This window comes from Streptomyces sp. NPDC002619, from assembly GCF_042889305.1.
Classification (GTDB): domain Bacteria; phylum Actinomycetota; class Actinomycetes; order Streptomycetales; family Streptomycetaceae; genus Streptomyces.
This window is the reverse complement of the sequence record NZ_JBIAQV010000009.1, coordinates 226530-246788: the sequence shown is the minus strand read 5'-3', so window position 1 is coordinate 246788 and position 20259 is coordinate 226530. Positions and strand designations below refer to the sequence as shown.

23 protein-coding genes are annotated in these 20259 nt (G+C 71.8%); 11 read left to right on the top strand and 12 right to left on the bottom strand.

Going from position 1 to position 20259, the window contains the following annotated elements; all coding sequences use genetic code 11:
* Positions 1-9: 9 nt before the first annotated feature.
* Positions 10-375: a DUF6479 family protein gene (locus ACFYXB_RS18045; protein WP_389583147.1), complete on the top strand. Its 366-nt coding sequence runs from the start codon at positions 10-12 to the stop codon at positions 373-375.
* An 18-nt stretch (positions 376-393) separates the two neighbouring features.
* On the opposite strand, the gene ACFYXB_RS18040 is transcribed toward ACFYXB_RS18045, so the two are convergent.
* Positions 394-867 (bottom strand): RpiB/LacA/LacB family sugar-phosphate isomerase, encoded by a 474-nt coding sequence (locus ACFYXB_RS18040; RefSeq protein WP_389583144.1) that lies wholly within the window; start codon positions 865-867, stop codon positions 394-396.
* 381 nt (positions 868-1248) lie between these two features.
* Here ACFYXB_RS18040 and wrbA point away from each other — a divergent pair, with 381 nt between their 5' ends.
* Positions 1249-1866 (top strand): NAD(P)H:quinone oxidoreductase, encoded by a 618-nt coding sequence (wrbA, locus tag ACFYXB_RS18035; protein ID WP_389583142.1) that lies wholly within the window; start codon positions 1249-1251, stop codon positions 1864-1866.
* Positions 1867-1932: 66 nt separating this feature from the next.
* On the opposite strand, the gene ACFYXB_RS18030 is transcribed toward wrbA, so the two are convergent.
* The 4 genes from ACFYXB_RS18030 to ACFYXB_RS18015 form a co-directional block, all read right to left on the bottom strand.
* Positions 1933-2448, bottom strand: coding sequence for a VOC family protein (locus ACFYXB_RS18030; RefSeq protein WP_389583139.1), 516 nt, complete (start codon positions 2446-2448; stop codon positions 1933-1935).
* Positions 2449-2550: 102 nt separating this feature from the next.
* Positions 2551-3009 (bottom strand): MarR family transcriptional regulator, encoded by a 459-nt coding sequence (locus ACFYXB_RS18025; protein WP_351347748.1) that lies wholly within the window; start codon positions 3007-3009, stop codon positions 2551-2553.
* An 89-nt stretch (positions 3010-3098) separates the two neighbouring features.
* Positions 3099-3440, bottom strand: coding sequence for a GNAT family N-acetyltransferase (locus tag ACFYXB_RS18020; RefSeq protein WP_389583135.1), 342 nt, complete (start codon positions 3438-3440; stop codon positions 3099-3101).
* A 39-nt stretch (positions 3441-3479) separates the two neighbouring features.
* Positions 3480-4469: a pirin family protein gene (locus ACFYXB_RS18015; protein WP_351347744.1), complete on the bottom strand. Its 990-nt coding sequence runs from the start codon at positions 4467-4469 to the stop codon at positions 3480-3482.
* 121 nt (positions 4470-4590) lie between these two features.
* On the opposite strand from ACFYXB_RS18015, the gene ACFYXB_RS18010 reads away from it, so the two are divergent.
* The 6 genes from ACFYXB_RS18010 (at position 4591) to ACFYXB_RS17985 (ending at position 9349) form a co-directional block, all read left to right on the top strand.
* Positions 4591-5094 carry a carboxymuconolactone decarboxylase family protein gene (locus tag ACFYXB_RS18010; RefSeq protein WP_389583132.1) on the top strand — a complete coding sequence of 168 codons (504 nt, stop codon included), beginning with the start codon at positions 4591-4593 and terminating at the stop codon, positions 5092-5094.
* Positions 5095-5300: 206 nt separating this feature from the next.
* Positions 5301-6293, top strand: coding sequence for a dihydroxyacetone kinase subunit DhaK (gene dhaK, locus ACFYXB_RS18005; protein ID WP_389583128.1), 993 nt, complete (start codon positions 5301-5303; stop codon positions 6291-6293).
* A gap of 46 nt (positions 6294-6339) precedes the next feature.
* Complete coding sequence (dhaL, locus tag ACFYXB_RS18000) at positions 6340-6939, top strand: dihydroxyacetone kinase subunit DhaL (RefSeq protein WP_389583189.1); 600 nt, start codon at positions 6340-6342, stop codon at positions 6937-6939.
* On the top strand, positions 6932-7342 hold the full coding sequence (locus ACFYXB_RS17995; protein ID WP_351347738.1) for a PTS fructose transporter subunit IIA: 411 nt from the start codon (positions 6932-6934) through the stop codon (positions 7340-7342). The genes dhaL and ACFYXB_RS17995 overlap by 8 nt, the downstream gene beginning before the upstream one ends.
* 306 nt (positions 7343-7648) lie before the next feature.
* Positions 7649-8629, top strand: coding sequence for a fibronectin type III domain-containing protein (locus ACFYXB_RS17990; RefSeq protein ID WP_389583124.1), 981 nt, complete (start codon positions 7649-7651; stop codon positions 8627-8629).
* Positions 8630-8797: 168 nt separating this feature from the next.
* Positions 8798-9349: a hypothetical protein gene (locus tag ACFYXB_RS17985; protein WP_389583121.1), complete on the top strand. Its 552-nt coding sequence runs from the start codon at positions 8798-8800 to the stop codon at positions 9347-9349.
* Positions 9350-9390: 41 nt separating this feature from the next.
* On the opposite strand, the gene ACFYXB_RS17980 is transcribed toward ACFYXB_RS17985, so the two are convergent.
* The 4 genes from ACFYXB_RS17980 to ACFYXB_RS17965 form a co-directional block, all read right to left on the bottom strand.
* A complete protein-coding gene (locus ACFYXB_RS17980; protein ID WP_351347732.1) occupies positions 9391-9939 on the bottom strand; it encodes a PadR family transcriptional regulator in 549 nt (182 codons plus the stop codon).
* 42 nt (positions 9940-9981) lie between these two features.
* Complete coding sequence (locus ACFYXB_RS17975; protein ID WP_389583119.1) at positions 9982-11997, bottom strand: FAD-dependent oxidoreductase; 2016 nt, start codon at positions 11995-11997, stop codon at positions 9982-9984.
* Positions 11998-12159: 162 nt separating this feature from the next.
* Positions 12160-12528, bottom strand: coding sequence for a hypothetical protein (locus tag ACFYXB_RS17970; protein WP_351347728.1), 369 nt, complete (start codon positions 12526-12528; stop codon positions 12160-12162).
* A gap of 125 nt (positions 12529-12653) precedes the next feature.
* The gene (locus ACFYXB_RS17965) at positions 12654-13529 is read right to left on the bottom strand and encodes a hypothetical protein (protein WP_389583116.1); all 876 of its coding nucleotides are present in this window, start codon (positions 13527-13529) and stop codon (positions 12654-12656) included.
* 295 nt (positions 13530-13824) lie between these two features.
* Between ACFYXB_RS17965 and ACFYXB_RS17960 the strand changes: the two genes are divergently transcribed.
* Together ACFYXB_RS17960 and ACFYXB_RS17955 are read left to right on the top strand one after the other, a co-directional pair.
* Positions 13825-15900 carry a SpoIIE family protein phosphatase gene (locus tag ACFYXB_RS17960; RefSeq protein WP_389583113.1) on the top strand — a complete coding sequence of 692 codons (2076 nt, stop codon included), beginning with the start codon at positions 13825-13827 and terminating at the stop codon, positions 15898-15900.
* Between the two features lie 152 nt (positions 15901-16052).
* The gene (locus ACFYXB_RS17955) at positions 16053-16832 is read left to right on the top strand and encodes a hypothetical protein (protein ID WP_389583187.1); all 780 of its coding nucleotides are present in this window, start codon (positions 16053-16055) and stop codon (positions 16830-16832) included.
* Between the two features lie 16 nt (positions 16833-16848).
* Here the strand turns inward: ACFYXB_RS17955 and ACFYXB_RS17950 are convergent, their stop codons facing one another.
* Positions 16849-17652, bottom strand: coding sequence for a putative protein N(5)-glutamine methyltransferase (locus ACFYXB_RS17950; protein WP_389583110.1), 804 nt, complete (start codon positions 17650-17652; stop codon positions 16849-16851).
* Between the two features lie 285 nt (positions 17653-17937).
* On the opposite strand from ACFYXB_RS17950, the gene ACFYXB_RS17945 reads away from it, so the two are divergent.
* Positions 17938-18375, top strand: coding sequence for a MarR family winged helix-turn-helix transcriptional regulator (locus ACFYXB_RS17945; protein WP_351347720.1), 438 nt, complete (start codon positions 17938-17940; stop codon positions 18373-18375).
* A gap of 106 nt (positions 18376-18481) precedes the next feature.
* On the opposite strand, the gene ACFYXB_RS17940 is transcribed toward ACFYXB_RS17945, so the two are convergent.
* Entirely contained in the window at positions 18482-19234 is a 753-nt protein-coding gene (locus ACFYXB_RS17940; RefSeq protein WP_389583107.1) for a GNAT family N-acetyltransferase, read from the bottom strand.
* Positions 19231-20157 carry an NADP-dependent oxidoreductase gene (locus tag ACFYXB_RS17935; protein ID WP_389583103.1) on the bottom strand — a complete coding sequence of 309 codons (927 nt, stop codon included), beginning with the start codon at positions 20155-20157 and terminating at the stop codon, positions 19231-19233. The genes ACFYXB_RS17940 and ACFYXB_RS17935 overlap by 4 nt, the downstream gene beginning before the upstream one ends.
* Positions 20158-20259: the final 102 nt, after the last annotated feature.

Genomic DNA, 20259 nt, shown 5'->3' with positions numbered 1-20259 from the left:
CCCAGTGCTATGAGTACCGCATCCATGCAGCTCGCTGCGGCGAGCGGTCTGTTCAGTCTTGTGCTCTTCGTGGTGGCCATGGCCGTCCTGGCGATGCTCGCCGGGAGCTTCTGGCTGGGTTCGCGCATCAGGTTCCGCGAGCCGCTGCGGCCACGCCCCGAGGAGCAGCCGCACCTGCCTGCCGAGGGCGCGGTACACGAGATCCGGGAGAACCGGGAGTCCGAAGAGGTGCCCAAGATCCCCAAGGGCGAGCGCCCGCTCACTCCGTACGAGCTGAGCAACCAGCAGACCCGCCCCAGCACGTCCAAGGACCGGCCGCGCTGGAGCAAGGGCTCGAGCGGCTCGTTCGGCGGCGGGGGCCTCGGCGCCCACTGACACCGGCCCCTGGTCGGTTCAGCTCCGCGAACCCGGCGCCTTGTGCACCTCGCCGGCATCCAGCGCGGCGAGGTGCGCGACGTTGCGCCGGTCCTCGGCGTCCTCGCCGGCTGTCGCCGCGAACCAGGCGTCCAGGATCTCGCCGAGGAGCGGTTCCGACGTCAGGCGAAGACTGAGCGCCAGCACGTTGGCGTCGTTCCAGCGGCGTGCGCCGTCGGCCGTGTAAGCGTCCGCGCACAGCGCCGCCCGTACGCCGGGCACCTTGTTCGCGGCGATCGAGGCGCCCGTACCGGTCCAGCAGCACACGATGGCCTGGTCGGCCGTTCCGGCGGCCACGTCCCGGGCCGCCGCCTCGGAGCAGAACGCCCACTGCGGGTCCGTCCCGGGTTCCAGCGCGCCGTACGCGCGCACCTCGTGCCCGCGCCGGCGCAACTCCGCCACGAGAGAGCGGGCGACGGGTTCGTCCATGTCCGAGGAGACGGAGATCCGCATGCCCGGAGCCTAGCCGGTAACGGGTGCTCCCGACCGCGCCGGCCGTGGACCGCGGCACCACCTCCCGGGGGAGATCACGAGGGCACCGACACCGCGCCGGGCAGTGGCTGAGTCTCGCCCAGGCCGTCGGGCTCGGCCGCGAGAAGGTGCCGGACGAGCGCCTCGCAGTTCCTGGCGTGCGGTTCGCGGTCGACGCGTACGTCGACTTCGCGCGCCGCCGGCCCTATTGCCTCGGCGACGGGATCCCTGGCTGGGACAACTCGCCCGGCCTAGTTGACGCATCAACTTGTTCGGTTTAGTGTTCAACAACGTTGTGTCAACGCGCGCGGCGCGATCCGCCGATCGCCCCCGCTCCCCGCACTCTCAACGGAGACCCGAGACATGAGCACGTCCGTCAAGCTGGCCGTCATCTACTACTCCTCCACCGGCTTCAGCGCCGAGATCGCCAAGGAGATCGCCGAGACCGCCGAGAAGGCGGGCGCCGAGGTCCGTCTCCTCAAGGCCGCCGAGCTCGCTCCCGAGGGCGCCATCGCCTCCAACGAGGCCTGGGCCGCGCACGCCGCCGCCAGCGCCGGCATCCCGGTCGCCACCGCGGCCGACGTCGAGTGGGCCGACGCGGTGGTCTTCGGTACCCCCACCCGCTTCGGCAACATCTCCTCGCAGCTCAAGCAGTTCATCGACACGCTCGGTGGCCTGTGGGCGCAGGGCAAGCTGGCCAACAAGGTCTACAGCGGCTTCGTCACCACTGCCACCACCCACGGCGGCCAGGAGTCCACCCTGCTGGCCCTGTACAACTCGATCCACCACTTCGGTGGCCTGGTCGTGTCCCCCGGATACACCGACCCGGTCAAGTTCGTCGACGGCAACCCCTACGGCACCTCGCACGTCGACGCCCAGGGCAACAACCCGATCGGCGACCAGACCCGCAACGCCGCCCGCCACCAGGCGCAGCGCGTGGTGCAGGTGGCCGCCGCTCTCAAGAACGGCCTCGCCGCCTGACGCCGTAAGGCCGACGGTCACACCGACTGCCCCCTGCCGGACGACGGCAGGGGGCAGTCGCGTCTCTCAGAGCACCTGGTTGCCGTACATCTCGCCGAGCGGATCGGCGATGAGTTCGATGCGGGCTCCGTCGGGGTCCCGGAAGTAGACCGAGACCTCGCTGTGCACCGTGTGGTCGACGCCGGCCCGGTCGAGGTTGGCGACCAGCTGGCGCCAGCGGTCGGGCTCGACCGAGATCGCCACGTGGTGCAGGCCGCCCAGGACCTCGGCGTACGGGCCCACGTCAAGCCCGGGGAAGTCGAAGAAGGCGAGCAGGTTGTTGTTGCCGATGTCGAAGAAGAAGTGCGAGGACCCCGGGTAGTCGCGGTTCTCGATCAGCTCCGTCAGCGGGAACTCCAGCACCCCCTGGTAGAACTCGATGGTGCGTTCCACGTCGCTGCTGATCAGCGCGGTGTGGTGCAGGCCCCGGGCGGACGAGGCGGGTCGCTCACCGCTCGGCCGCAGTTGCTTCTCCCTGATGCGCCCCCGCTCCGCCTCGATGGCCGAACGGTCCGGCTGCGCGTCGCCCTGCGTCTTGGTCATCGCTCTCCTCACCGGAGTGACACATGGTGTGTCTCTCCCCACCAGGATCCCGGCGGACGCCGGGCCGGTCATCTTGTGTGCGTCGACCTGTACGCCGTCGGCCTACTCGCCCAGTTCGTCGAGAACGCGCTGTGAGACGTCCGCGAGCACACGGATCTCCTCGGGGCTCAGATGGTCGATGAAGGCCCCGCGCACGGCCGCCACATGGCGGGGAGCGGCGGCCTCCAGTGCCTCACGGCCGGCGGGAGTGATGACCACAAAGGCCCCGCGGCCGTCGTCCGGGCACTCCTCCCGGAACACCAGGCCGCGCTTCGCCATCCGGGCGATGTGATGGGACATACGGCTCTTCTCCCACTCGACCGCCCGCGCGAGCTCCTGGAAGCGCCGGCGCCCGGCGGGTACGTCGGTCAGCTCGACGAGAACCCCGTAGTCGGCGAAGGAGAGCCCCGAGTCCGCCTGGAGCGCGCGGCCCAGCCGGAGCAGGAGCCGGTCATGCATGCGCACGAAGCCACGCCAGGCCTGCTGCTCCTCGGCCGTCAGCCAACGTGGTGTCTCCATCATGAAGCCAAGTTTAGCCAATTAGTAGACAAGTCAACTAGAGAGCGCGGCGCCCGGCGCCGGGGTCCGGGGCCGGGCTCGCGGGCCGGTGGTCAGGAGGCCAGTTCGGTTTCCAGCCACTGCAGGACCTGGGGCGTGACCGGGTCGGTGATGTCCTCGAACTCGTGGTGCTTCGTGAGGTACTTCGCCACGTAGGGGCAGACGGGAACGATGCGCTTGCCGCTCTCGCGCACGTCCGTGAGGGCCTGAGTGACGAGGACCGAGGCCAGCCCCTGACCGGCGAATGCGTCGTCGATCTCGGTGTGGAAGAAGACCCGCTGGTCGCCCCGGTCACGGTAGGCGGTGAGCCCGGCCGCCTTGCCGTCGACCGCGATGGTGTAGCGATGCCGGGCGTCGTCGTGCTCCACGACCGGAGCGGGGGTGATCTCTGTCATGACGTGCCTTTCATGCGTAGGTGAACGTGTTCGAGCCGTTCAGCGCAGGGGCGGGTTTCCGCGGGGCCTGATCTGGGCGTTCGGCAGTTCCGGGGCCGGCAGGCGGTCACCGTCGTACCCCTCGACGGCGCCGAAGCGCTCGGAGGCCGCCGCCCATTCCTCCCGCGCCCGGACGATGTCGTCGTGACTGCGGCCGATGAAGTTCCACCACATGACGATCTCCTCGCCGAACGGCGTTCCGCCGAGCAGCAGGACACGCGCGGTGTCAGCGGTCTCGTTCGTGAGCGTGAGGGTGGTGTGGCCGGGGCCGACGTACCCCAACTCCGCACGCTGTACGGGAGTTTCGGCCAGGCGGACGGTCCCCTGGTCGACGAGGACGCCGTGCTCGAAGCCGGGCTCCACACCGAGAGTGACGCCGGCGCCCGGGTCGAGGAGGAGTTCCGCTCCGAGCAGGGGCGTGAAGGTCCGGACCGGGGAGGTGTCCCCGGCCAGCGTCCCCAGGAAGACCCTGATCTCGGCGCCGTCCACCCGGACCGGCTCGGGCACATAGGTCTGGAAGTCGCGCGGCGCGTTCCGGTGCTCCTCGGGCAGCGCCACCCACAGCTGCGCCCCGTGCAGGACGGTGGTCCCCGGCGTCGACACCTCCGAGTGGCTGATGCCGTACCCACCCGTCATGAGGTTGATCGCACCCGGCCGCACGTACGCGTGGCTGCCCAGGCTGTCGCGGTGTTCGATCTCCCCGCTGAAGAGCCAGGACACCGTCTGCAGTCCCGTGTGCGGATGCGGCGGAACGTGCATGCCGCCCGTCTCGCCCACGTCGTCGGGACCGTAGTGGTCCGCGAAGCACCAGGCGCCGATCAGCGAGCGCTGCCGCTGCGGCAGGGTGCGCCGTACCGTCATCGCCCGCGGACCGCCCAACGGCACGTCACGCGCGGTCAGCACCTCCACGTCCGGTACGGCGCCCCCGTGCCCGTCGTCCACCGACGCCGGGCAACGCACCTCGGCCGGTTCCGTTTCGACGTTGCTCACCGCTCGCCACCTCCCGCGCGAGGCATGGTTGATGCATCAACTATCATATTGGGATCATAGGCCACCACCGACCGAACTGCACGGTGCGACAGACATCGCCATGATCACGAGGAGACCCGGAGTGAGCGACGCGACGACGGACCCGAGGAACCGCCGGGTCTTCATCGACAAGCAGAGCCCCAAGGCCTACGACGCCCTGGTGCAGACCTCCGAGGCAGTGCGCGCGACGGCCGCGGACGCCGGCCTGGACCACGCCCTCGTCGAACTGGTCAACCTCCGTGTCTCGCAGATCAACGGCTGCGCCTTCTGTCTCGACGTCCACACCCGCTCGGCGCTGCGCGGGGGTGAGACCACGCAGCGCCTCGGCGTCCTGGCGGCCTGGCGGGACACGGACGTGTTCACGCCCCGGGAGCGCGCGGCGCTCGAACTCGCAGAGGCGACCACCGCTCCCGCGCACGGCGCCGCGCAGGACGTCGCCTACGACGTCGCCCGTGGGGTGTTCGACGACGACGAGATCTCCGCCGTGATCTGGGTGGCGATCACGATCAACGCCTTCAACCGGCTGTCCGTGATGAGCGGGCACCCGGTCCGCAAGCCGCGCGCGCAGGCGGCCGCCCGGGCCTGAGCGGGGCCGCACCGTGCCACCGCGCCCTGAGCCGACCGGCTTCGACCGTCGCATCGTAGGAGCGCTCCCGCGCGGATCCCGAAACGTCCGCCCACGTGACCGGTGCTGCTCGAGCGCCGATACTTCCGAGAGTGGGCTGCGACAACGTTCAGCAGCGTATGTCGGGCGATTTTAGGTAGACCTGCCAGGCCGGCCAGGAGGTACCCATGAAAATGCTCATCAACGTCCCGGAGACCGTGGTGGCGGACGCGCTGCGCGGTATGGCGGCCGCTCATCCCGAGCTGACCGTCGACGTCGAGAACCGGGTGATCGTGCGACGGGACGCGCCCGTGGCCGGGCAGGTCGCGCTCATCTCCGGCGGCGGATCGGGACACGAGCCCCTGCACGGCGGTTTCGTGGGTCCCGGGATGCTCTCGGCCGCCTGTCCGGGCGAGGTGTTCACCTCGCCGGTGCCCGACCAGATGGCGCGTGCCGCGGCCGCCGTGGACAGCGGGGCGGGCGTGCTGTTCATCGTGAAGAACTACACCGGTGACGTGCTCAACTTCGGCATGGCGGCCGAGCTCGCCGAGGACGAGGGCATCCAGGTCGCGAAGGTCCTCGTCAACGACGACGTGGCGGTCACCGACAGCCTCTACACGGCCGGGCGGCGCGGCACGGGCGCCACGCTGTTCGTGGAGAAGATCGCCGGCGCCGCGGCGGCAGAGGGGCAGCCGCTGGAGCGGGTGGAGTCGATCGGGCGCCAGGTCAACGAGAACTCACGCAGCTTCGGCGTCGCGCTCAGCGCCGTCACCACCCCGGCCAAGGGCAGTCCCACCTTCGATCTGCCGCCCGGCGAGCTGGAGTTGGGCATCGGCATCCACGGCGAGCCGGGGCGCGAGCGGCGGGCGATGATGACCTCCGGCGAGATCGCCGACTTCGCGGTGAGCGCCATCCTGGACGACATGCCTCCGCGCAGCCCCGTCCTCGTGCTGGTCAACGGCATGGGCGCCACCCCGCTGCTGGAGCTGTACGGCTTCAACGCCGAGGTGCAGCGGGTGCTCGGCCAACGCGGGGTGACCGTCGCCCGCACCCTCGTCGGCAACTACGTCACCTCCCTCGACATGGCGGGCGCCTCGGTCACCCTGTGCCAGGTGGACGAGGAGTTGCTGCGGCTGTGGGACGCGCCGGTGAAGACACCGGGTCTGCGCTGGGGGATGTGACACGACGGCAGACGTGATCAACGTACCTACCATGCAAGGAGATCCAGTGCTCGACGCCGACTTCTTCCGCCGCTGGATGGCCGCGACCGCCGCGTCCGTGGACCGCGAGGCGGAGCGGCTCACCGCCCTCGACTCGGCCATCGGGGACGCCGACCACGGCAGCAACATGCAACGCGGGTTCAAGGCCGTGACGGCCACACTGGAGAAGGAGGCACCCGAGACTCCGGGTGCCGTCCTCATGCTCGCCGGACGGCAGCTCATCTCGACGGTGGGCGGCGCGTCCGGGCCACTGTACGGGACGCTGCTGCGTCGCACGGGCAAGGCACTCGGCGATGCGGCCGAGGTCGGCGAGGAGCAGCTCGCCGAGGCGCTCAGGGCGGGCGTGGACGGGGTCATGGCGCTCGGCGGAGCCGCGCCCGGCGACAAGACCATGATCGACGCCCTGGTACCGGCCGTCGACGCGCTGGCCGACGGCTTCGCCGCCGCGCGGACCGCCGCCGAGGAGGGCGCCCTGGCCACGATCCCGCTGCAGGCCCGCAAGGGCCGGGCGAGCTATCTCGGCGAGCGGAGCATCGGCCACCAGGATCCGGGCGCGACCTCCTCCGCGCTGCTGATCGCGGGACTCGTGGAGGCCGCAGGTGAGTGACGAGAAGCTGGTCGGGATCGTGCTGGTGTCGCACAGCGCCGAGGTGGCCGCGTCCGTCGCCGAGTTGGCGAAGGGCCTGGCGGGCGGCGCCACGGCGGTGCCCGTCGCCCCGGCGGGCGGTACGGAGGGCGGCGGGCTCGGTACGAGCGCCGAGATGATCTCCGCCGCGGCCGCGGCCGTGGACCGGGGCGTGGGGGTCGCCGTCCTCACGGATCTGGGCAGCGCGGTGCTCACCGTCAAGGCGCTGCTGGCCGAGGGCGACGAACTCCCGGACGGCACCCGCCTGGTGGACGCCCCGTTCGTCGAGGGGGCGGTGGCCGCGGTGGTCACGGCGTCCACGGGCGCCGACCTGGACGCGGTCGAGGCGGCGGCCGCGGAGGCGTACACGTACCGGAAGGTGTGAGGCCGGCCTTCTGGACACGACGGGACGGCTTCTGATGCCCCGTCAACTATCCAAAGGGGCCGGGGGCCTGAGCTCGTGTCGGCTCAGGTCACCCCGGCCGCCCCCGTCGGCGCGGGATCAGCGACGACAGCGTTCCGCGCGACAGGCATGAACTCCCCTGCCCTCTCGGCGAGTTCAGCCGTTAGGTGCATCAGCATACGTAACTCTGTCCGATGGTCACCAATGCGGCCCTCTTGATGTGCTCGCACCAACCGGTCCATATTGGTCCGGACCATTACGGTGGGCCGTCCCCGGGGAGGCAGAGCCGTGCGACGCGTCCGGTTGTCCCGCGTGCCGGGTCTCGCGGCCCTGGTGCTGGTCGCCGCCTGCGGGTGGGGAGGGGCTGCGGAGGGTGAGACCGGGCGGATGCCCGGCGCGCCGACGGGTGTCACGGCCGCGGCCGGAAGCGCGGCGAGCGTGCACGTCATGTGGAACGCACTGACCGCCGGGCCCGGCATCCGCGGGTACGAGGTATATCGCGGCACCACAAAGGTCGGGGAAGTGCCCGGTTCGGAACACATGGTGGACGTCACCAGGCTCAGGCCGTCCACCGTGTATGTCTTCACCGTGCGCGCCCGCGACACCGACGGGCGTCTCGGCCCGCCCAGCCGGGAGGTACGGGCGACGACACCGGCGGCGGTCGCGGCGGACGGCTCGCCGCCGACCCGCCCCCTCGGGCCGGAAGGGCGGGCCGTCGGCAGTCGGGCGGTGCAGTTGTCGTGGGCCGCGTCGACGGACGACCGGGTCGTGTCGTCGTACGACATCTACCAGGGCACGACGAAGATCCACAATGTGGGCGGGGCACAGACCGCGACGGTGGTCACCGGGCTGCGCCCCGGCACGCGCTACGTCTTCAGCGTCCGGGCCCGGGACGCGGCCGACAACCTCTCGCCCGCGAGCGCCCCGGTCCGGCTCACCACGCCGGGCACCGACGACGGCCGGGACACCGCCCCCACCGGGTTCCGCGCCACGACGCACCGCGCCGCCGGGGCGTACTACATCGACCTGTCCTGGCTCCCGCCACGCACGGAGGGCGTGATCACGGAGTACCGGATCCAGCTCGACGGTGCCCCCGCCACCTCCCTGGTGTGGGGCGGCACACCGCCGCGCGGCCGGGCGACGTACAGCTTCTACGTGGGCCGGGAGGCCGGGGAGGGGCATCGGGTGCGGATCCGGGCCAGGCTGCCGGACGGCACCTGGGGCGGGTTCTCGGCGGAGCGGAAGGTGACCACGGGCGCGGGTTCGTGAGAGGCCTCCGGGTTCCCCCGGACGGCGCAACACGTCACCTGACCGGGGGCGGTACGCATGCGGGACGGGCCGCGGGAACATTGGCTTCCCCTGAGGCAGCACGGACGTTTCCCGACCCTCGGCGGCGCATGGGACGTACCGCCAACCGTGCCGCTGGAGGGCACCTAAATGCGCACTACTCGACTCCTCCTCCGCTCCAGCCCGGTGCTGGCGGCCGCGGCGCTGCCGATCGGTCTGGCCGGTCCGTCCGGCGCCGCGACGGGCATCTCGGTGAGCACGTCCGGGTCCACCGTCTCGGTGGTCACCAGCGCGTGCGCCCAGAACAACGGCAGCTGGGGCAATGCCTCCCTGCTGAGCAACGGCCAGACGAACTTCGCCCAGGGACGGCAGACGGCGCTCGCGGGCACGACGGTCAGTCAGTCGGCCGCCTGGTCCAACACCAGCCCGGGCACGTACACCGTGGTCGTCGTCTGCTCCAACGGCAACACCGCGGGCACGCAGTCCGTCATCGTCTCCACCCCCTCCGCCCCGACGATCTCCTCGACGTCCATCCCGGCGCCGGCATCCTCACCGTCCCGCGGCGTCATGGGCGGCCTCGGCGGCGCCGCGCGCGACTACGGCCCGCTCACGCTGGGCATCGGCGCGGCGCTGGTCGGCACGGGGGTGATCGCCACGGGCTGGTACGTGCGGAAGCGACGGTCCAAGCCGTACCGGCTCTGACGGCCGAAGCCGTACAGACTCCGACGGCCGGGTCCACGGCTCTACCCCTCTCCCCCGGCCGCCTCCTCGAACTCCTTCAGCGCGTGCGTGAGCCACTGCGTCCAGAAGGTCTCCAGGTCGATGCCGGCGCGCAGGACCAGGTGCCTCAGGCGGTCCTCGGGACTGTCCCTGTCCGGCGTGAAGTCGCGCTGTTCGATCGCCTCGTACTCCGCCAACTGCCGCCGGTGCAGGTCGAGATGGCGGCGCAGGTCGGGCTCGAGGCCGGTCGTGCCGACGACCGCCGCGGCGCGCAGCCTGAGCAGCAGCGCGTCCCGCAGCGGCTTCGGGTCCTGGGACGCGGCGGTCCAGCGGGCCAGTTCGGCGCGGCCCGCGGGCAGGACTTCGTAGCTCTTCTTCTGCCCGCGGGCCGGCTGCTCGGACGGCAGGGTGCGGATCAGCCCGTCGGCCTCAAGCCTTCCCAGCTCGCGATAGATCTGCTGATGCGTCGCCGACCAGAAGTAGCCGATCGACTTGTCGAAGCGACGGGTCAGCTCCAGCCCCGACGACGGCTTCTCGAGCAGGGCGGTGAGGATCGCGTGCGGGAGTGACATGGACTCATCCTAGGGACGCGCGGGACGCCGCCCGTCGCGCGTCTAGAGCGTCGCCGCCAGCTCCGTGCCCTGCTTGATGGCACGTTTGGCGTCCAGTTCGGCCGCGACGTCGGCGCCGCCGATGAGGTGCGCGCTGCGGCCCGCGGCGACGAGCGCGTCGTACAGGTCCCGGAGCGGCTCCTGCCCGGTGCACAGCACGATGGTGTCGACCTCGAGGACGGTGCTCTCCTCGCCGACGGTGACGTGCAGCCCGGCGTCGTCGATCCGGTCGTAGCGCACGCCGGGCACCATCGTGACGCCACGGTGCTTGAGTTCCGTGCGGTGGATCCAGCCCGTGGTCTTGCCGAGACCGGCGCCGACCTTGGTCGTCTTGCGCTGGAGCAGGTGGACGGTGCGCGGCGGCGCGGGCCGCTGCGGCGCCGTCAGTCCGCCGGGCGCCCGGTAGTCCATGTCGACACCCCAGGCGCGAAAGTACGTCGCCGGGTCCTCGCTGGCCTTGTCGCCGCCGTCGGTGAGGTACTCGGCCACGTCGAAGCCGATGCCGCCCGCGCCGAGGATCGCGACCCGGTCGCCGACGGGGGCGCCGTCGCTCAGGACGTCGAGGTAGCCGAGGACGCGGGGGTGGTCGGCGCCGGGGATGTCGGGGGTGCGGGGGGTGACGCCGGTGGCGACGACGACCTCGTCGTGGTCGGCAAGGTCTTCGGCACTCACCCAGGTGTCGAGCCGTACGTCGACTCCGTGGGCGTCGAGCTGGTGGCGGAAGTAGCGCAGCGTCTCGTCGAACTCCTGCTTGCCGGGGACCTTGCGGGCCACGTTGAGCTGACCGCCGATCTCGCTAGCGGCGTCGAACAGAGTGACCTGGTGGCCGCGTTCGGCGGCGGAGACCGCGCACGCGAGGCCGGCCGGACCGGCGCCCACGACGGCGACGCGCTTGCGCCGCCGGGTCGGGGAAAGGACCAGTTCGGTCTCGTGGCAGGCGCGCGGGTTGACCAGGCAGGAGGTGATCTTTCCGCTGAAGGTGTGGTCCAGGCAGGCCTGGTTGCAGCCGATGCAGGTGTTGATGGCCTCCGGCCTCCCGGCGGCGGCCTTGGCGACGAAGTCGGGGTCGGCAAGCATCGGGCGGGCCACGGACACCATGTCTGCACAGCCGTCGGCGAGCAACTCCTCGGCGAGTTCCGGGGTGTTGATGCGGTTGGTGGTCACCAGCGGGACGGACACCTCGCCCATCAGCCTCTTGGTGACCCAGGTGTACGCGCCGCGCGGGACCGAGGTGGCGATGGTGGGGATCCGGGCCTCGTGCCAGCCGATGCCGGTGTTGATGATCGTCGCTCCCGCGGCCTCGACGGCCTTGGCGAGGGTGACGACCTCGTCGAGCGTGGAGCCGCCCGGGACCAGGTCCAGCATGGACAGCCGGTAGACGATGATGAAGTCCTCGCCGACCGCCTCGCGCACGCGCCGGACGATCTCCACGGGGAAACGCATGCGGTTCTCGTACGAGCCGCCCCAGCGGTCCGTGCGGTGGTTGGTCTGCGCGGCGATGAACTCGTTGATCAGATAGCCCTCGGAGCCCATGATCTCCACGCCGTCGTACCCCGCCTGCCGGGCCAGCCGGGCGGCGCGGGCGTAGTCGTCGATGGTCCGCTCGACGTCGGCGTCGGTGAGCTCGCGGGGCGTGAAGGGGCTGATCGGCGCCTGGACGGGGCTGGGGGCGACGAGGTCCTGATGGTAGGCGTACCGCCCGAAGTGCAGGATCTGCATCGCGATCTTCCCGCCCGCGCGGTGGACGGCCTCGGTGACGACGGCATGCCGCTCGGCCTCCGCGTCGGTGGTGAGCTTGGCACCGCCCTCGTACGGCCGCCCCTCGTCGTTGGGCGCGATGCCGCCGGTGACGATGAGCCCGACTCCCCCACGCGCCCGGGCGGCATAGAACTCCGCCATGCGCTCGAACCCGTTCTCGGCCTCCTCCAACCCCACGTGCATGGAGCCCATGAGCACCCGGTTGGGCAGGGTGGTGAAGCCCAGGTCGAGCGGATTCAACAGATGCGGGTAACGGCTCATCGGACCCTCCGTACGTGGCGTCGTCGCCTCCTTTGTAGAGGACACCCGTCACGTTTTGCAACTAGTTGCAAAACAGCTGGAGGTGAGCCCCACCACTCCGCAAAACGCAACCGTGCCCCGGCCGCAAGCGAGGCGGCCGGGGCGGTGCAGTCGGCGGGCTGGTCAGCGGCTTTCGAGCAGGACGTGCAGTTCCCTCTCCTGGTCGCCGGATGCCGACGAGAGGTCGCGCACCGTGAACAGGGAGTCCAGAGTGGTGCGGAGGCGGTCGATCGCCCAGTAGCCGCCCTGGGCGTCCGCCTCGACGGACGACGAGAGATGGGCGGGCGGGAGGCACTCGTGGGCGTCGGTGACCTCGAACGTTCCGAGCCACACCATCGGACGCGTCTCATGGAGCTGCTGCGGTACGTCCTCGACGCACCGATCGGACTCGAAGCACGTGCACAGCACGTCGAACACGATCCGGGCGTCTTCCTTGCTGCATCCGCTGATCTCGACGGATACGGGCTCCTCGTGCATTCGCTCACGGACCATCGTGATCGCTCCTCTCATGGCGATGGCGCGATACCGCGGGTTCCCCGCGAACCGCGCCATGCCCCCAGAAAACCACCACTTTCCGCACTGGTACCACCCGTCGCGCGAAACGGTGCCCTCAGCGCTCAGCCGCGCGTGAACTTGTACGTCTTGCTGTCCGTGAGGACGCAGAAGCCGGGCGACACCACGATCACACGCAGCGTGCCGGTACGGCGGTCGTAGTCGATGCCCTCGGCCTCGAACGTGCCGGAGCAGGAGCTGCGCAGCGGCAGCTGGCGCAGCGCCGTGACATGGCCGGACACGTCGGCCGTGCCGTTCGGCTCGGCCGACAGGTCGATCTGCAGGAGCGGCTTGGTGACGCCGAAGAGGCTGCCGTCCGGGTCGTCGGAGGAGCACAGCAGGGTGGTCGGGCCGGAGAAGTCGCAGCCCTGGACGTCACGCACGGCGTGGTCGAGGTTGACGGTGGCGGCCTGCGGCAGGTTGGCCGAGGGCGACGTGCTCGGGTTGACGCCGGGGGTCGGGAAGACCAGGAGTCGGCTCATCGTGCCGTACTCGCCCGCGAGCATCCACTGTCCGCCCGGCGAGACGGCGACCCAGGAGTTGTTGAGCGCCTCCCCGCCGCTGAGCGTGTGGACGTACTCCGACCAGGTCCCGCCCGGCGCCTGCACCCGGAACATCTTCGAGTTGCCGGAGTCCCGCTGGTACGGCTCGATGTAGTAGCCGTCATAGGAGGCGTCGGGGTCGCCGACGTGGTTCCAGCCGCGGCCGCGCACGTCGGAAGGAATGGTGCCGATGCCGGTGTACCGGTTGGGGCTGCCCGCCGGGACCTCGACCGAGGTCAGACCCTGGCTCTCGGTGAGGGGATCGGCGCGGTCGGAGCCGGTCTCCGTCCAGGCGTCGGCGGCGGAGGCGGGCACGGCGACGGACACGACGACGGTGGTGGCGAGCGCGACGAGTCCGGTCAGGACTGCGTGACAACGTTGCCGGGCGGAGACGGGCATGAGCGGGCTCCTGAGAATCGGGGGGTGGCAGGCATGTTCGGCGGACAGTCTGGCCCGACCGAGTGAGCATGTACAGACCAACTCGGGGAACGGGGAGGTGAACGCGCGTGCCGCGCCCCGGCTCGCCCGGACGGCGGCGCCGACGTGGTGACTTCCGCGTACACCCGCCGCCGTGTTGAGAGATGGTGGAGAAAGACGGCGGCGGCGTCGGAGTGTCTGGTGTGCGCGCGGTAGAAAAAGGGGAGTCGGCACCGGGGACGACGTGCCGTGCGGACGGTCGAAGGCGGTGCGTGGAATGAGTCCAGCCGAGGCTCCGGTGGCCGAGGGCGACGGGCCGGTTCGCCCGAGCGGGCTGCTCGACGTGCTCAACGTGGCCTCGGTCGTCCTGGACGACGCGGGACGCGTCGTGCTGTGGAGCCCTCAGGCGGAGGAGCTGTTCGGTTACTCGGCACAGGAGGCCCTCGGGCAGTACGCGGCCCGGCTGCTGGTGCACGACCAGCACGTCCCGCTGGTCGGCAAGCTCTTCGCCGACGTGATGCGTACGGGTCAAAGCTGGGCCGGGGCGTTCCCCATCCGGGTCAAGGACGGCAGCACGCGGCTGGTGGAGTTCCGCAACATGCGCCTGATGGACGACCGGGGCGACGTGTACGCGCTGGGGCTCGCGGCCGACCGGTCGACGGTGCGCCGGATCGAACAGGACGTGGCGCTGTCCGAGCGGATCGTGCAGCAGTCGCCGATCGGGCTGGCCGTGTGGGACACGGACCTGCGGTACGTCTCGGTCAACCCGGCCCTGGCCAAGATCAACGGCGTGCCGGCCGCCGACCACACCGGGCGCACGGTGCGCGAAGTAATGCCGCTGATGGACTCCGACGCGTTGGAGCGCACGGCCCTCCAGGTCCTGGAGACGGGGCTGCCGCTCGTCGACCAGTTCACCGTGGGCCGCACCCCCGCGGACCCGGACCAGGACCACGCCTGGTCGGTGTCGATGTACCGGCTCGAGGACTCCACGGGGACGGTGCTCGGCGTCGCGTCCTCGATCGTGGACGTCACCGAGCAGTTCCGGGCGGGCGTCGAGGCCGAGGCCGCGCGGCGCCGCCTCGCCCTCATCGCCGACGCCTCCGCCAAGATCGGCACCACCCTGGAGCTGGATCGCACCGCTTGCGAACTGGCCGACGTCGCCGTGCCGGAGCTGGCCGACGTGGCCGCCGTGGACCTGCTCGACGCCGTTGTGGAGGGCCGCCCCAGCACACTCGGCCCCTCCGAGCCCGCGATGATCCGCGCCCTCGCCGTCCGCGCCGAGCACGACGCGGACGCCGTACGAGCCGCCGACCCGCCCGGGCAGCTCGCTCTGTACGCCCCCGACCGCCTCGTCACCGAGTGCGTACGCACCGGGAGCCCGGTCGTCGTCCCGCACGTCAAGGACGACGATCTGCCCCGTATCGCCCGCTCCCCCGAGGCGGCGGTGCTGCTCGGCCGGGCGGGCCTGCACTCGTATCTGGCCGTGCCGCTGATCGCGCGCGGCGAGGTGCTGGGCGCCCTCGACCTCAAGCGCACACGCAATCCGGCGCCGTTCGACGAGGACGACGTCGTGCTGGCCCGGGAGCTCGCCGCCCGCGCGGCCGTGCAGATCGACAACGCGCGCTGGTACCAGAACGCCCGCAACACCGCGGTCACCCTGCAGCGCAGTCTGCTGCCCAGTCATCCGCCGGTGACGAGGGGGCTCGAAGTCGCCTCCCGCTACCAGCCGGCGGGCGCCGCCGGCGAGGTCGGCGGGGACTGGTTCGACGTGATTCCGCTGGACGGCGGCAAGACGGCGCTCGTCGTGGGCGACGTGATGGGCTCCGGCATCAGCGCGGCCGCCACGATGGGCCGGCTGCGTACCGCGACGGCCACACTGGCCGCCCTCGATCTGGATCCCGCCCTGCTCCTCGAACACCTCGACAAGATCATTTCGGATCTGGACCACTCCATCGCGACATGTGTGTACGCCGTCCACGACCCGCAGCTGCGCCAGTGCCGCATCGCCAACGCCGGCCATCTGCCCCCGGCCCGGGTGCGCGCCGGGCACCCCGCGGAGCTGCTCGACCTGCCCACGGGGGTGCCGCTCGGGGTGGGTGCGGTGGGCGGGGTCGCCTTCTCCACCACCACGGTCGGCTTCGGGCCCGGCGACGAGCTGGTCTTCTACACGGACGGGCTGGTCGAGACGCGTCGGCACTCGCTGGACGAGCGCCTGGACGCGATGCTCGCCCTGCTCGACGACCCGATGCGGCCCCTGGAGGAGGTCTGCGATCTCCTCCTGCGACGGCTCCACCACCCCGACAACCACGACGACGTGGCGCTGCTCATCGCGCGGGCGCAGGCGCTCGACTGAGGGCGGGCGCGGGCACGAGGGTGCGATTCACAGAGATTCATTACCGGGCCCTTATCGTCCTGATCGGACAATCACAGGGAGGTATGCGTACGGGATGCCGTGTGGTGCCGTGTGTGGATGCCTCGTGACATGGCCGAGGGGAGCGAGCGGTGATGCACGAACCGGACCATGAGCAACCGGACCATGAGCAGCGCTCCGACGGAGGGCCCGCGGAGCCGGTGCGGCCTCTTCCGCCGATGCCCGCGGAGCCGCCGAGAGCAGCCGCGCAGTGGGAAGTGATCGTCGGGCCGGGCGACGACCGCGGACGCCGTCCGCCCCTGCGCGCCCGTTGGCGTCTGCAGTCGGCCCGGGCGCGGGCCGTGACCGTCGCGGTGGCGGTCGTGGCCCTGGCGCTCGGGGGCACCGTCGCCTATGCCGCCACTTCGGGCGGCTCGGGCAGCGTCGCCGTACCCGCGGCCGCGGGCTCCGGTTCTCCGTCGCCCACGCCGGACCGGCACGGCCATGGCCACGGCCCGTGGTTCGGCCTCGGCGGTGACGCCGTGCACGGCGAGGCGACCGTCAAGGACCGCGACACCGGCCAGTGGGTCGTACGGGTCTGGCAGCGGGGCACCGTCGAGAAGGTGGACGGCGACCAGGTGACCGTCAAGAGCGAGGACGACGCCCAGTGGACCTGGACCGTCGGTTCGGACGCCCTGGTCCGCCGCCACGACGGCACGTCGGACTCGGACGCCCTGAAGAAGGGCGACACCGCTGTTCTGGTCGGCACGCGTTCCGACGACGGCACACGAACCGCGAAAGCCGCCCTCGCCGGAAACTTCGACGGCAGGGGCCGGCACGAGGGCCGGGGCGGATTCCCGGGCCACGGGCCGTGGGGCCGCCCCGACCACACCCCGTCGCCGCCGAGCCCGTCGGGGAGCGGGGCGACGACGTGAGGAGCCGCGTGCGCGTCTAGTTCCCGACGTCCCCGATCTCTCTGACGCCGATCAGCACGTTGGCGTACAGCTCCTCGGACACCGCCAGGTGGGTGCGCAGTCCGGCGCGGGTGAACTCCTCAACGGCGGTGGGTGCCTGGCGTTCGCTCGTCTCGACGAGGAGACAGCCGCCCGGGGCCAGCCAGCCCGGCGCGGCGGTGGCGACCCGGCGCAGCATGTCGAGGCCGTCCGGTCCGCCGTCGAGGGCGACCAGGGGCTCGTGCACACGGGCCTCGGCCGGCAGGAGGCCCACCTCGTGGGTGGGGACGTACGGCACGTTCGCCGCGAGGATGCCGACGCGGCCGCGCAGTTCGGTGGGCAGGGCGTCGAACAGGTCGCCCGCGTGAGCGTGGCCGCCGTAGGCGGCGATGTTGCCGCGGGCGCAACGCACCGCGGCCGGGTCGATGTCGGCGGCGTGCAGCTCGACCGGGCCGAGCGCGGCGGCCAGGGCCGCGCCGACCGCACCGGAGCCGCAGCAAAGGTCCACGACCACCGAGGCGTCCGGGACCTGGGCGAGGGCCTGGTCGACGAGGAACTCGGTGCGCCGGCGGGGGACGAAGACGCCCGGTTCCACGACGAGGCGCAGTCCGTGGAACTCGGCCCAGCCGAGGACGTGTTCGAGGGGCAGCCCGGAGATACGCCGGTCCACCATCATGGCGAGTTCGTCCGGCGTTCGGGCGGTGGCGAGGATCAACTCCGCCTCGTCCTCGGCGAAGACGCATCCGGCGGCGCGCAGCGCGGCGACGACGGAAGGCGGGGAAAGGGGCAAATCTTGGGGCATGGAAGCCGAGAGCCTTTCGGAGACCTGGGGCCGAAGGGCGCTCCCGCGGTCACACGCTAACGGTGTTCCGCGCCGTTTCGAGGAGAGAGCACCCGACCTGACACAGCGGTAATGGGTCTCACCTCCTGGACAGCAGGGCCGGGACGATCCACGGCCGGACGGCCACCCTACCCCAACGCCCGGACAGCGACGGTCTCTTCGACCGCATCCTCGTGAGCCTTGGCGCTCCGCCCACGACTCCCTCAAGTTGTACTCTGCAACCAGAGCGGCCGAGGAGGAGTTCTTGTGAGTGCAGCGCAGACGGCCGTCGAGACCATCCAGCGCGAGATGACGATCTTCGCCCGCCGGGCCAGGGCCTCGGCGGGCCGCATGCACCCCGAGCTGTCCCTGGTGTCGTACACCCTGCTCGGCCACCTGGAGGAGCGGGACGGCTGCCGGGCCACCGATCTGGCCGCGCTCTACGCCCTGGACAAGTCCACGGTCAGCCGCCGGGTGGCCGCGCTGGAGCGGGACGGGCTCGTGGAGCGGCGCCTGGACCCGGCGGACCACCGGGTCCAGGTGCTGCATCTGACCGACGCCGGGCGGGAGATCCTCGCGGAGGTCACTCTCAGGCACCGGGCCGCCGTGCGGGAACGGCTCGCGGACTGGCCGGAGCAGGACCTGGCGCGGTTCGCCCGGTATCTGGAGCGCTACAACGCGGGGCCGGACGCCGAGACCGACTGACCGACCGAGCCGAGCGGGCGGCCGCAGCGCGCCACCGCGCAGCTCACGCCGCGGCCCCGCCCCGCGTCACGCCACCGCGCAGCTCACGCCGCGGCCCCGCCCCGCGTCACGCCACCGGTACGGCCTCACGCCCGTCCGCCAGCCGCTCCGGCGCCCGGGCCGCGAGGAAGGCCGTCCTGCGCCGCAGCCGGAAACCGAGCGACTCGTACAGCCGGATGGCGTTGGTGTTGCCCGCACCCGTGTGCAGGAACGGGGTCTCGCCACGCTCCCGGATGCCGTGCGCGACAGCGAGGATCAGCCGGGTCGCCAGGCCCTCGCCCCGGAAGGCCGGGTCGGTGCAGACCGCGCTGATCTCGGTCCAGCCCGGCGGGTGCAGCCGCTCCCCCGCCATGGCGACGAGGGCGCCGTCTCGCCGTATGCCCAGATACGTACCGAGTTCGATGGTGCGGGGCAGGAACGGGCCCGGCCGGGTCCGCTCGACCAGGTCGAGCATCTCGGGTACGTCGTCGGCGCCGAGGCGGACGGCCTCCGCGTCCGGTGCGGCGGCGAGGCCGTCGTCGACGAGCTGGACGCCCTCCATCTGGAAGGTGATCTCCCAGCCGTCCGGAACCCGGCCCCGGAAGCCGGCCAGCGGGACCTCGGCGCCCGGTCCGGCCAGCGCGGCGAGGTCCGCCCAGTCGTCCGCGTCGGGCTCGTCGGGCAACGCCAGCCACGGGGACACGTCCACCGGGTAGCGCAGCACCCGACCGCGCCGCTCGGCGAAGCGGGCGTGCGGGCCGGTCAACGAGGCGAAGGCGGGGTTGTCGAGGATGTGCGAGGCGTCTGTCGGCACGCCGTTCTCCTGGTCCACGTCGGTCATGCGGCGGCCTCGATCACGATCTTGCCGCGGACGTGGCCGTCCTCGACGGCACGCAGCGCCTCGTCGGCCCGCTCCAGCGGGAAGGTCCGGGTGACATGCGGGTCCAGGTCGCCGTTGACCACGAGCCGGGCCACCTCGTCGAGGACGGCGGCGGTGCGGGCACGGGCCACGCGGGCGCCGCCCAGTTCGGCGACGGCCTCGGCCGAGGCTCCGGCGGTGATCAGCTTGGTCCGGTCGGTGAGCAGGGTGGCGGCCTCGGCGAGCACTTCGCCGCCGACCAGGTCGTACACGCCGTCGACGCCGTCGGGCGCGGCCGCCCGTACGCGGTCGGCGAGGTCCGGCCCGGACGGCACGTGCACGGCGCCGAGCGACTCCACGAAGTCCTTCTTCGCCTCGCTCGCCACGCCCACGACCCGCAGCCCGAAGGCACGGGCGATCTGCACGGCCGCCGCGCCGACGCCGCCACCGGCACCGGTGACCAGCAGCGTCGCACCGGCGGGCAGGCCGAGCTGACGGACGCCGTCGTACGCGGTCGCCGCGGCCACCGGAAGGGTGGCGGCGTCGGCGAAGGACAGCCCGGCGGGCTTGTGCGCGGTGACCGCGACGGGCAGCAGGGCGTACTCGGCATAGCCCCCGGCCACGGTGTTGCCGAAGACCTCGTCGCCGATGGCGAAGCCGGTCACGCCCTCGCCGGTCTCCTCGACGACGCCGGAGACCTCGTTGCCGAACACGACCGGGAAGACGCGCTCACCGGTCTCGCCGGGGCGGCGGTAGCCCGAGCGCTGCTTCCAGTCGACGGGGTTCACCCCCGCGGCGCGCACCGCGACCAGCACCTCACCGGCGCCCGGACGCGGCCGGTCGACATCCACGAGCGCCTCGGCCTCCGGGCCGCCGTACCGCGTGAAGACGTACGCCTTCGGCATTGCTCCCACTCTCCTTCGCTGTCACCGGACCACCGGCTGTACGGGCCACCGATACCGGCACTCCACGTCCAAGGGAGATCGCCGGGCGGCTATTCCCCGGGC